Origin of the sequence: Halorhabdus utahensis DSM 12940, from assembly GCF_000023945.1 — an archaeon.
GTDB classification, from domain to species: Archaea; Halobacteriota; Halobacteria; order Halobacteriales; family Haloarculaceae; genus Halorhabdus; species Halorhabdus utahensis.
Window position 1 is genome coordinate 1,484,044 of the sequence record NC_013158.1, and the last position, 11,338, is coordinate 1,495,381.

The 11,338-nt window shown below is 63.3% G+C and carries 13 protein-coding genes; 6 read left to right on the plus strand and 7 right to left on the minus strand.

What is annotated here, in order from left to right:
- Nucleotides 1–200 precede the first annotated feature (200 nt).
- Together HUTA_RS07345 and HUTA_RS07350 are read left to right on the plus strand one after the other, a co-directional pair.
- Complete coding sequence (locus tag HUTA_RS07345) at nt 201–380, plus strand: DUF7554 family protein (protein ID WP_015789255.1); 180 nt, start codon at nt 201–203, stop codon at nt 378–380.
- Nucleotides 381–422: 42 nt separating this feature from the next.
- Nucleotides 423–926, plus strand: coding sequence for a 2'-5' RNA ligase family protein (locus HUTA_RS07350; RefSeq protein ID WP_015789256.1), 504 nt, complete (start codon nt 423–425; stop codon nt 924–926).
- A gap of 28 nt (nt 927–954) precedes the next feature.
- On the opposite strand, the gene HUTA_RS07355 is transcribed toward HUTA_RS07350, so the two are convergent.
- Nucleotides 955–2,193 (minus strand): CBS domain-containing protein, encoded by a 1,239-nt coding sequence (locus tag HUTA_RS07355; RefSeq protein WP_015789257.1) that lies wholly within the window; start codon nt 2,191–2,193, stop codon nt 955–957.
- A 104-nt stretch (nt 2,194–2,297) separates the two neighbouring features.
- Between HUTA_RS07355 and HUTA_RS07360 the strand changes: the two genes are divergently transcribed.
- Both HUTA_RS07360 and rdgB read left to right on the plus strand, forming a co-directional pair.
- Nucleotides 2,298–2,582: a DUF5808 domain-containing protein gene (locus tag HUTA_RS07360; RefSeq protein ID WP_015789258.1), complete on the plus strand. Its 285-nt coding sequence runs from the start codon at nt 2,298–2,300 to the stop codon at nt 2,580–2,582.
- 112 nt (nt 2,583–2,694) lie between these two features.
- Entirely contained in the window at nt 2,695–3,279 is a 585-nt protein-coding gene (gene rdgB, locus HUTA_RS07365; RefSeq protein ID WP_015789259.1) for an RdgB/HAM1 family non-canonical purine NTP pyrophosphatase, read from the plus strand.
- 23 nt (nt 3,280–3,302) lie between these two features.
- On the opposite strand, the gene HUTA_RS07370 is transcribed toward rdgB, so the two are convergent.
- The 5 genes from HUTA_RS07370 to HUTA_RS07390 all read right to left on the minus strand — a co-directional run bounded on the left by HUTA_RS07370 (nt 3,303) and on the right by HUTA_RS07390 (nt 9,541).
- The gene (locus HUTA_RS07370) at nt 3,303–4,709 is read right to left on the minus strand and encodes a sensor histidine kinase (protein WP_015789260.1); all 1,407 of its coding nucleotides are present in this window, start codon (nt 4,707–4,709) and stop codon (nt 3,303–3,305) included.
- A gap of 166 nt (nt 4,710–4,875) precedes the next feature.
- Complete coding sequence (locus HUTA_RS07375; RefSeq protein WP_015789261.1) at nt 4,876–5,283, minus strand: hypothetical protein; 408 nt, start codon at nt 5,281–5,283, stop codon at nt 4,876–4,878.
- 252 nt (nt 5,284–5,535) lie between these two features.
- Complete coding sequence (locus HUTA_RS07380) at nt 5,536–6,813, minus strand: adenosylhomocysteinase (RefSeq protein WP_015789262.1); 1,278 nt, start codon at nt 6,811–6,813, stop codon at nt 5,536–5,538.
- Nucleotides 6,814–6,966: 153 nt separating this feature from the next.
- The gene (locus HUTA_RS07385; protein ID WP_015789263.1) at nt 6,967–8,067 is read right to left on the minus strand and encodes a surface glycoprotein; all 1,101 of its coding nucleotides are present in this window, start codon (nt 8,065–8,067) and stop codon (nt 6,967–6,969) included.
- 184 nt (nt 8,068–8,251) lie between these two features.
- Nucleotides 8,252–9,541 carry an amidohydrolase gene (locus HUTA_RS07390; RefSeq protein WP_015789264.1) on the minus strand — a complete coding sequence of 430 codons (1,290 nt, stop codon included), beginning with the start codon at nt 9,539–9,541 and terminating at the stop codon, nt 8,252–8,254.
- Between the two features lie 193 nt (nt 9,542–9,734).
- On the opposite strand from HUTA_RS07390, the gene HUTA_RS07395 reads away from it, so the two are divergent.
- Both HUTA_RS07395 and HUTA_RS07400 read left to right on the plus strand, forming a co-directional pair.
- Nucleotides 9,735–10,409, plus strand: a complete 675-nt coding sequence (locus HUTA_RS07395; protein WP_049941235.1) for a helix-turn-helix domain-containing protein — start codon at nt 9,735–9,737, stop codon at nt 10,407–10,409.
- The gene (locus HUTA_RS07400) at nt 10,406–11,101 is read left to right on the plus strand and encodes a nucleotidyltransferase family protein (protein WP_015789266.1); all 696 of its coding nucleotides are present in this window, start codon (nt 10,406–10,408) and stop codon (nt 11,099–11,101) included. The genes HUTA_RS07395 and HUTA_RS07400 overlap by 4 nt, the downstream gene beginning before the upstream one ends.
- Before the next feature lie 78 nt (nt 11,102–11,179).
- Here the strand turns inward: HUTA_RS07400 and HUTA_RS15045 are convergent, their stop codons facing one another.
- On the minus strand, nt 11,180–11,338 hold the full coding sequence (locus HUTA_RS15045; RefSeq protein WP_015789267.1) for a ribbon-helix-helix protein, CopG family: 159 nt from the start codon (nt 11,336–11,338) through the stop codon (nt 11,180–11,182).

Here is an 11,338-nt window from a genome sequence, read left to right on the forward strand (position 1 = left end):
AGACGGACCCGCCGGTCGCGGCCACGCTCGCGTCGGACCGGCGGATCGGCGTCATGTACCCCGGAATATCCGGTAAGCGATACTAATATCTTCCGGGTTGGAGCCGGCGTGTGAGTGGGTCACGGGCCATAGAATCCCCGGGACGTCCGATCCAGCGATCCGCCACAACGCCTATTGGGGTTGCGTGTGAAGTGAGCTACATGAGCCTCGACGTCGAAGACCTGCTGAAGATTGTCCTCCTGCTGGTAGTCGTCCTGATCGTCCTCGAAATCGTCGGAATGGTCATCGATGGGATCGCATGGCTCCTCGGTCCGTTCCGACCGCTGCTGGGGCTGATTATCGTCGTCCTGATCGTGCTGTGGTTGCTCGACCGGATCTGATCGATCGAGTCGCTTATTTCCCATCGAACCTGCAGGAGAGACGTGTACAGCCTGAACGTCCCGGTTCCCTCGTCAGTCGCCCGATTGGCGAGTGAACTGGCCCACGACGTGCCACGGGCCCAGGAGCGAACGCGCGGCGAGCACACGCTGGTGCTGAAGCGCCTCGGGCAAGATCGGTCGGTCCCGCGAATCCAGGCCCAGGTGCGCGAATACCTGACCGGGCAACCGCCATTCGAAGCGCAGGTGACCGGGGTCGATTATTTCGCTAATCCGACAAACGGTCCCGCGCCGGTTGTTTACCTTACTGTCGAGAGCCCCGAACTCCGCCGGGTTCACGGACGACTCGTCGACCTGTTCTCCCCGGTCGAGGGGCTGGAAGGCGACGAATACAGCCCACACGTCACGATCGCCCGGGGTGGCGATGACGAGCGGATCAACCGGCTCGTCGAGCGGTCGATCGACCCGATCACCTGGACGGTGACGCGACTTACCGTTCGCGATGCGCGACGCGGTGAGCCGGCCAGTAGCATCTCACTCCCCGTGTGAGCCAGCTCAGGTCCGGGCTTAGGCCGGCTCAGTCCTCGAAACGGCGATCGTCCTGACCCGCCCGTTCGTCATGCGACATTGTCGTCGGGACGCCACCGTTGAGCGCCCGCCCGCTCATCGCGGTGTCGCGACCGCTCTCCTTGATGATCGAGAGTGCCGTCATCAGGTCCGATCGGGTGAGCAACCCGACGAACTCGTCGTCCTCCATGACGATCAGGCGGCCGATGTTGTGCTCCTGCATCCTGGTCAGGGCCGTCATCGCGTTCTCGTCGGGATGGATCGTCCGGAGATCCGTCGTCATCACTTCCTCGGTCCTGAACGCTTCCCGTTCGACTTCCCGGACCGCGCGGGCATCTTCCAGCGTAACCAGACCGAGGACCCGTCCGCTATCGACGACGGGAAACCCGGTGTGGCGCTCGCGGAACATCAACTCCATCAGCTCGGCGACCGAGAGGTCGGGATCGACGGTCTGGACGCGGTCGGCAGGCGTCATCACGTCCCGAACGGACACGCCCTCGAAGGCGGCCTTCATCGTCGTCATCTGGGCCTCGCTGGACGCGCCGATGTAGATGAAGAAGGCGATCGCGACCAGGAACAGTCCGCCCCCGCCGAACAGGCCGAACAGGCCAAGCAGGAGGGCAAAGAGCTTGCCGACCTCGGCGGCGATCTGGGTCGCCTGGGCGAAGGGGCGATTGCGGGCCAGCAGCGCCCGGAGGACCCGGCCCCCGTCCATCGGAAATCCGGGCAGCATGTTGAATATCGCCAGCGCGAAGTTCATCAGCGCGAGGTATCCGAGCAGGAACTTCACGGAGGCGATCCCGACGGCATCCCCCGTCGGCACGAGCAGAAAGCCCGCGTAGGAGAGTCCCGCCAGCGCGACACTGACGATCGGGCCGGCCAGCGCGATGAACAGCTCTTGTTTCCAGTCCTCGGGCATCTCATCGAGCTGGGCGATCCCGCCGAACAGCCACAGCGTGATCGACGAGATGGGGAAGCCATACCGCATCGCCACCACCGAGTGGCCGAGTTCGTGGAGGACGACGCCGGTGAACAGCCCCACCGCCGCCGTGGCGCCGAGCACCCAGGGGAGCTGTCCGGTGGCGAGCGGACCGACCGGAATGCCCGCCCCCCAGATGTCATTCATCAACTCGACCGACTGTCCGACCTGTGAGCCGATGATCCAGGCGAAAAGCGGGAGGACAAGCAGGAAAGTCAGGTCTAGCTGTATCGGGATTCCGAACGCGCTGCCGATCCGGAAACGTCGCATGAGAGGGGATTGGCGAGCCAGTGCCTTAAGAACGGTGTCGAGCGCGACCCGACTCAGCACGCGCCGGGACAAACGTCTTAACGGATCCAGTCGTACGGAAATGTATGTCCGAAAAACCACAGACGGGCGAGATCTTCGGTATCCCGTACAACTTCGAGCGGCCGAGCATGAAGCGACTGCTCTCCGCGTACTGGCAGCCGGGAGAGGGCATGCTCACGAAGAAGCCCTTCGGCGTCGGCTATACGCTCAATCTGGCGAACTGGCGATCGTGGCTCGTCCTCGGCGTCGCCGGCCTCCTGCTCTACCAGCAACAGTCCGGTGAGGAGGGCGACGTCGATACCGACGCCGAGGACGAAGACAGCGAGCCGGTCGAAGTGATGGTGGAGTAACTGACGGGACGCCAGACAGCGGCGTGGCTCACGGGACGCCTGATAACGGCGTGACGGCGTGGGCCACTCCCGGACCGACGCCCCTTTTTGAGCGGGGAGCCTCACCCTGGCTATGCTTCGGTTCGTGACCGGCAACGACGGGAAGCTTCGAGAGGCACGGGCGGCACTCGACGACGACGTGACGCAGTTCTCCTTCGACTACACCGAGATCCAGAGCCACGACCTGGGAGCGATCGCCGCTCACGGGGCACGGGAAGCCTACCGCGAAGTCGGCGAAGCCGTGATGGTCGAGGACTCGGGGCTGTTCGTCGACGCACTCGATGGCTTTCCCGGTCCCTACTCCGCGTACGTCGAGGACACGCTGGGGATCGAACGCATCTGGCGGCTCACGGAACCCGAGGCCGATCACGCCGCCGCCTTCCGGTCGCTGATCGCCTACTGTGACGGCTCCGCGTTCGGTTCCGCCCCGACCATCCGGGACGGCGACCCGCCGGTTGCGATCTTTGAGGGGCGAGTCGACGGCCAGATCGTCGCGCCCCGGGGCGAGGGCGGGTTCGGCTACGATCCGATCTTCGAGTACGACGACCGCACCTTCGCCGAGAGGGATCCCGACGAGAAGAACGAATACTCCCACCGCGGACGTGCCCTGGACGCCTTCGCCGAGTGGTATGACGGAGAGGGCGACGCCGACAGCTAACAGCCCCCTGTTCGACCGACCAGCTAGCACGACTCGACGCCGGTGATCTCGAAGCGTGCGCCGCCGGACTCACTTTCGGTGGCCGTAACCGTCCAGTCGTGGCCCTCGGCGATCTCCGAGACGATCGCCAGTCCGAAGCCCGTTCCGTTCTCTCCAGTGGTGAACCCGAGCCGGAAAATGTCCCCGCACATGTCTTCGGGAATACCCGATCCGTCGTCGGCGACGTAAAATCCCGTCGCATCCGCCAGCGGCCCAACAGTGATCGTCTCCGGGTCGGCGTGTTCACAGGCGTTGAGCATGAGGTTCTCGAGGAGTTCGAGCACGCGCTGGTGGTCGCCATGGAACCGGAGATCGCCAGCGATATCGAGTTCGACGTCGCTCGTTTCGACAGTCTCCCAGGCTTCACGGGCGAGTGCCGCCAGGGACACGGGTTGGGGATCGATCGCCGACTGGCCCTGACGGGCAAGTTCGAGAATGTCCGCGATCAGTGCATCCATGCGGTCGAGTGCAGCCCCGATACGTTCCAGCCGGCTATCGTCGGATTCCTGGCGAAGCAAGTCGACGTTGCCCGCCGCGACAGTCAATGGGTTGCGAAGGTCATGAGAGATGACCGAAGCGAACTTCTCTAAGCGTTCGTTCTTGCGTTCGATCTCCCGCTCGTACTCTTTTTTCTCGGTGATGAACCGGGTAACGCCGATGAGTCCGTTGATCTCGCCGTCCTCGCCGTACCACGGCACTTTGGAGGTGAGCGTCCACTCGCCGTTGTCCTCGTTGTACTCCTCCTTGTTGATGATCGGTTCGCCCGTCTCGATAACCCGACAGTCGTCTCGGGCAGCCTCCTGGGCGAACTCGTCGTCGCCGTAGATCTCCCGGTCAGTCTTTCCCAGGACTGCCCCCGGAGCGACGTCGTAGTCACTCATGTACAGGTGTCGCCCATCCGTATCCTTCACGTAGAGTGAAACGGGGAGTTGCTCGAAGAGCTGGTCGAGGAGGTTCGCCTTGTCTTCGAGGAGATCCGCGGGCTGTTGGGAATCCGTTTCGGCGTTCCGGACTGCTTCTTCGATTCGGTCGGCGAGCCGGTCGTACTGCTCTGGCTGTCGAATGACATAGTCGTCGACACCGGCGGCGATGGCCTCACTGGCGACAGACTCACTCCCCGCATCGGTATACAATACGAACGGAACATCTCCGTGACGCTCGCGGACGAGTGTCAGCAACTCGGTCCCGTCCATCCCCGAGAGGTGGTGGTCACTGAGAACACAGTCGAAACGGCCGGAATCGAGCTGAACTAGCCCCGCCTGTGGCGTCGGAACGGGCAGGACCGTGATCCGATCACTCTCGCGCTCCAGTGCCGTTTTCGTCTCCTCGGCGACCTCGGTATCGGCCTGGACGTAGAGGACGTGGATCGCTCGATCCCCCTGGTCGCTCATGTGACTGTCCGGTCGACCAGCAGGGCCAAGAAGGTAACTCTTGACGGCCAATAGATTCCGTCCTCGCAGAATCCAATATTCGCTGCTTTTCGGGCGTCAGACCGCCAGTTTCACCCTGACGATCCTCGTCGTGAATCGCGTACCGCGTCGCCTGTTGTCCACTCCGTCACTGGAACGCGCCACCCTCGTCGTAGAGGAAGTAAATCGCCATGCCAGACAGCACTATGGACGGCGCCACCCAGAAGTTACCGACGAGGAGGATCGGGATCGGCCCGACCAACGACGGGACGTGTACAGCGTATCCGAGCATGCGGCTTCGAGGGGTTCGTTTCCAGAGACAGTAGGCGACGGCGGCGAAGAGACCGCTGAACAGAAAGGCCATGAGTGCGATCACGATCAACACATTCTGGACGCCGTAGAGGAGATAGCGACCGCCGAACAGCAGGGCAGCGACCACGAACGCCCCACTCAACAACGTCACGATCGCGTAGAAGGCGGTCAGGACGCTGACAAACCCGATCTTACTCGACCGTTGCTCCCGTGTCCTCCCCTGAGCATCTGTCACCGTTGACATGCATTCGAGTGGGAGCAGTCTGATATATAAAGTCGCGGGCAGCGGTGGGCGAACGTTCCCACAGCAGCGCCCGACCGTGGTGGCGGTCTGTCGATGGCGGGGGTTGCTGACGGTCTGGAAGCGTCGGCGGGTACTGTCAGTCTGAAATGTTCCAGGAGCCAATCCGAGACGCAGTCGAGCGCGGATCCAGGGCGAAAACGGGAACCACAGAAGAGCCGGAATACAGAGTTGCGACCGGGCAGCCGTCGTCACTCACGTCCCGTGTTGCCAGGAGTCCATGTACTCGCGCTGTTCGGGCGACAACTCGTCGATCTCGACGCCCTCGGCGTCGAGTTTGATCTCGGCGACTTCCTTGTCCAGTTCGTCGGGGACGTTGTGGACGCCGGCCCCGTACTCCTCACCGTTCTCGACCATTTCACGGGCTGAAACGGCCTGGATCGCGAAGCTCTGGTCCATGACTTCGACGGGGTGACCCTCCGCGACCGGCGACGCCAGATTCACCAGACGTCCCTCGGCGAGGACGTTCAGTTGGCGACCGTCCGGGAGTTCGTACCCGCGAACGCCGTCTCTGGCCTCGAAGGTGTTCTCGGCCATGTCTTCGAGCGTCTCGAGGTCGATCTCGACGTCGAAGTGCCCGGCGTTCGAAAGGACGGCGCCGTCCTGCATGTTCTCGAAGGCGTCACGCGTGATGACGTCGCGGTTGCCCGTCGTCGTCACGAAGATGTCACCCTCGCTTGCGGCCTCGACCATCGGCATGACACGGAACCCTTCCATATGGGCCGCAAGTGCCTGTCGAGGCTCGACCTCGGTAACGATAACGTCGGCGTTCATCCCGCGTGCCTTCATCGCGACGCCCTTTCCACACTGGCCGAACCCGCCGACGACGACCGTCTTGCCGGCGATCGAGAGGTTCGTCGTGAGTTCGATCGAGACCAGGCTGGCCTCGCCCGTCCCGTGGACGTTGTCGAACAGTCGCTTCATCGGCGTATCGTTGACGGCGAACATCGGGTACTCCAGCGCGCCGTCGTCGTCCATCGACCGCAGGCGGTGGACGCCGGTGGTCGTCTCCTCACAGCCGCCGACGATGGAGTCGATGAGTTCGGGGTACTCCTCGTGGACGCGGAACACGAGATCGGCACCGTCGTCGATGGTGATCGTCGGCTCGTGGGAGAGGACGGCGTCGATCGCACCGTAGTAGGCCTCGTCCTCGACGCCGCGCTCGGCGTAGGACGTGATCAAGTCGTTGGCATCGAGAGCGACGCTCACGTCGTCGTGGGTCGACAGCGGGTTACACCCGGTGATGGCGACCTCGGCCCCGCCGGCGGCCAGCGCCTCGGTCAGGACGGCCGTCGTCGCCTCGACGTGCATTGCCATCCCGATCGTCTCGCCCGCCAGGGGTTGTTCGGCCTCGAACTCCTCGCGCAGGGCGGCCACGATCGGCATGTGCTCGCGCGCCCAGTCGATCTTGCGGCGGCCCGACGCTCGCTTTCCATCGGGATCCTCGACCCGCTCGGTAATCGGTTGACTCATGAATGAAGTATCGACACACGGCGGGAAAACGCTACCGAAGCGTCGACCGAACGGACGCTCAAAAGCCAAATCTCAGCGGTCCCGAACTCAATCACAGCCGGAAAATTTCGATCGCAGCGGTTCAGCAGCCAACACGGTAATTCGATGTCAGCGTTATCGTCCGGGACCGGCGTGTGCGGGCGGGCCGCGTCGGTCGTTGTTTTCGTCCGCATCAGTGTCCTCTTCGTCGGCTTCTTTTTCCTCGTCAGCGTCCTCCTCGTCAGCGTCCGCCTCTTCACGTTCCTCGTCTGCGTCATCGTCTGCGTCGGTCGCGTCACGGTCCTGATCACGATCCGGCTCCTGATCGCCAGCCTGGGACGGACCGCGGTCGTCAGTCTCGTTGCCGTCCGGACCGGCGTGTTCGGGCGGACCGCGTCGGTCGTCGTCAGTCTCGTTGCCGTCGTCGCTCATTCCGGGACCGGCGTCAGCGGGGGGACCAGCGTCGCCGGGCGGCCCGGCGTGGTCGGGGCGGTTATCGTTGCCGGGGTTGTTCTCGGTCACGAAGTCGGCGACTGCCTGTCCGAAGCCGGGGCCAGCGCCGCCACCAGCGAGCATCTCCTGGACGAACGCACTCACTTGCTGGCCGAACGCGTCGTCATCGCCGGCGTCGGCCGCTTCGAGCGCGACGGTCGTCGTCGCAGTCCGGTTCCCGACCGTCGCCGTGACCTCGACGGGCATCTCGGTCTCGGGAGCCGGAAGGGCGACGGTACCGTTTTCATCCGTCGTGTACGTCCCAGCGCCCGCGTACGTGTCGTTCTCTTCTTCCTCAGTCTCCTCTTCTTCCGTCTCTTCTTCCTCAGTCTCCTCTTCTTCCGTCTCTTCTTCCTCAGTCTCCTCTTCTTCCGTCTCTTCTTCCTCAGTCTCCTCTTCTTCCGTCTCTTCTTCCTCAGTCTCCTCTTCTTCCGTCTCTTCTTCCTCAGTCTCCTCTTCTTCCTCCGTCTCCTCTTCCTCCGTCTCGTTCAGGTCATCTTCTGTCTCGTTGAGTTCCTCGTCCGTCTCGTTGAGATCCTCGTCGGCGTCGTCCGTCGCGACGCTCACGTCGACGGTGGCGTTCGAGACGGCTGTCCCGTTGTCAGTCACCGAAATCGTCACGTCCGCGTTGTTACCGGCCTGTGTCACCGAGACCGCGAGGCCGCCATCGGCAGCCACCGCAGGAGCGGCCACCGAGACGACCATTAGCGCGGCCAGGGCGACGGCAGTTAGCTTTTGATTCATCACATCTCTCACTCGGGACTACGGGAAGATATACCCCGAGAGCCGTTCACTCCGTTCGGGAGTGTTTGCCGATCGAAATAGCGCCCGCTGAATCGTTTATACTGTTTAGAATAGTTTTACAGCGTTCTATTCTTGCTCGTCACTCAAGTATTCAATGACAGAATGGTCACCCGGGCGACGACGATCAGGTCGCACGGTCGACCAGCGCGTCGGCGTGGTCGACGGCCGTCTCACGGACACTGTCCTCGTCGAAGACAGTTACCTCCCGGTCGCGCATGAGCACCTGGCCGTCGGCGACAGTGTGACGAACGTCCGAGCCGCGGGCGGCGTACGCCAGGTGTGAGACCAGATCGTGGGCCGGTGTGAGATGCGGCGATTCGAGGTCAAGAACTGCCAGATCGGCGTTCGCGCCGACCTCGATCCGGCCGGAATCGAAGCCGAGAAGCTCGGCACCGTTTGCCGTCGCCATCTCGACGACGGTCGCCGCATCGACGGCGCTCGCATCGCTCGCGGCGAGCTTGCCGAGCATGGCCGCGTCGCGCATCTCGTCGAACATGTCGAGATCGTTGTTCGAGGCCGCGCCGTCGGTACCGATGCCGACGGTGACGCCGGCTTCGAGCATGTCCTGAACGGGGGCCATCCCGCTGGCGAGTTTCATGTTCGAGGCCGGGCAGTGGGCGACGCCGGTGTCGGTCTCGACCAGCAGGTCGATCTCGCTGTCGTCGACGTGGACGCCGTGGGCGACGTAGGTATCGCCGGCGAGGAGTCCGAGGTCCTCGGCATAGGCGAGTGGACGCACGCCGTGTTCCTCGACGATTGGGGCGACCTCCTCGGGCGTCTCGTTGGCGTGCAAATGCGTCGCCAGCCCCGCCTCGTTGGCCCGCGGGACGAACTCCCGGAGGTACTCCTCGCCGACGGTCGTCAGCGAATGTGGCTGAAACGTCGTCCGAATCCGACCGTCGGCCGCACCGTCGAGTTCCCGCGCGACTTCGAGGCTCCGTTCGAGGTCCGCCCGGGCGCCCTCGTCGTCCTTGCCGACAGTCACGGCAGTATAGCCGAGCCGTGCCCGAACGCCGGCCTGCTCGACCGCTTCGGCGATCTCTTCGACCTCGAAGTACATGTCCGATAAGGCCGTCGTGCCGGACTTGATCATCTCGATCAGCCCGAGTTCCGCACCGACGCGGATGTCTTCAGGGGTGAGTTCGGCCTCGACCGGCCAGATGTCCTCTTGCAGCCAGGCGTCCAGCGGCTTGTCGTCGGCCAGTCCCCGGAGCAGCGTCATCGCGACGTGGGTGTGGGCGTTGACGAGCCCCGGGATGATCAGTCCGCCTTCGGCGTCGAGTTCGTCGTCGCCACCGCCGGGATCGCCAACGGCCTCGATCGTGCCCGCGTCCTGATCGACGAGCACGTCCGCGCGTTCGACTGTCATGTCCGGACGGAGAACCCGTCCGCCCGTGACGAGGAGGTCACTCATGGCGTGTGGTTTTCGCGGGACGAATAAGACAGTGGCGGGTTCCGAAAGCGACACGACGGAATTACGGAGAATCGAGGAGAAAGACTCGCGCTGCAGCGCGGGGAGGAAGTCAATGTTCGTCAACGAGAGATCGCCAAACGACCGGCCATTCAGTAAAATTTTTAACTATTACCCAATTACTGGTAACCATAAGATGTACGAGGTTATCGGGGAAACTGCGGCGCAGGTCGTCCTCGCGGCCGAGGACGGCGACTCGATTCGCCGAGTCGCTCAACGGATACAGCGGCCATACGAAACGGTCCGACAAGCGGTCAATCGGCTCGAAGACGCGGGGTTTCTCGGCTACGACGATGGCCTGACCCTGCCGGACCACCATGTCCGCGAAGCGGCCCGCGATCTACTCGCTTCGAGCGCCCGCGTCAGTCCGCCATCGATCGAAGAGGCGTACGTCCTCCCGCAGTTCGGCGATTGGCCGTTCGCGTTCACCCGGATCGACGCCGTCTACGTCTGGACACACGGCGGCTACCAGGTCGCCCGCGAGCCCGACGACTACCCGCTGTTCGTCGCCGTCCGTGAACGGGATATCGACAACTGGGAGACCTTTTTCGATTCGTTCGGGTTGCCGACCGCGCTCGAACGCCAGCCCAGCGAGGCAGTGCAGGGACCACTGCAGGTCGTTCTCGAACCGCGTCCGTCCCTCGACAGCGAATACGTTGAAGGGTATCCAGTGATCCCCCGGGCAGAAACGGTCACGTACATGCGTGAGCACTCAGCGCAGTTCCAGTCGGCACTCGCGATGCTCGATCGGCTGTACGAGGATCTCGACCTCGGTGTCGCTTACCGGGAAGGTGAACGGGCCCAGCCATGAGCCTCGGCGATCGTAGTGATGCGCTGGTCTCACTCCTCGCAGACCTCCAGGAGAGCGATCTCTCGTACGTGCTCGTCGGTGGGTATGCAGTGTCGGTATTCAACGCCCGCTTTTCGACGGACCTCGATATCGTCGCTCCGCCGGACGCGGTGGACGAGTTCGTCGAATTTCTTGAGGAGCGAGGGTTCGAACAAACGGACAGTCATTCGAAGCACTGGATCTACGACACCGAAGTCAGGGAGTTCGAGAAACGACTCGCGCCCAGACAGCCGATCGGCTTCGATCTGCTGGTCAACGGCCTCGGTTGTCGGCAAACTGAAGCCCAGTGGTCGTTCGAGTACCTCTCCGAACACAGTCACCGACGCGAGATCAGTGGCGGAACGATGACCACGTCCGCAAACGTCGTCGACGGCACCGTCCTCGTCGCGACGAAGCTCCACAGCGGACGCGAGACGGATCTCCGGGACGTCCTCGCAGTGGCCGAAGAGGTCCGTCTGGAGGCGGTAACGCCCCATCTGCACCGAGGGGACGAACAGGCACGCAAAGAACAACTCGAACGGGGGAAGGAAGTTCTCGCAAGTGACGGACTGCGACACGGGTATCGGAGTGATTTCGGCGAGTCGTCGATCTCAACAGGAACGGTCACGTCTCTTCGGGAGTACCTCACCGAGCAGATCGAACGGCTTGGATGACCACTGGAGAGACCGTTCACGCTATCCAGACCGCCACGATCGGCACTGCACTGAACGAATCGGCCGCCGTACTCGCGGTCACTCCTCGCGCTCTTTCAACCACTGGTCCAACAGCTCCCGAATCGCGGCCTCGCGGTTGTCCCGGTGATCCCGGAAGGCCTTCTCGTCCAGCACCTCGATGGTCTCCTCGTCGAACTCGACGGTCACTTCTTCGAGGTCCGATAGAACGTCGTTCAT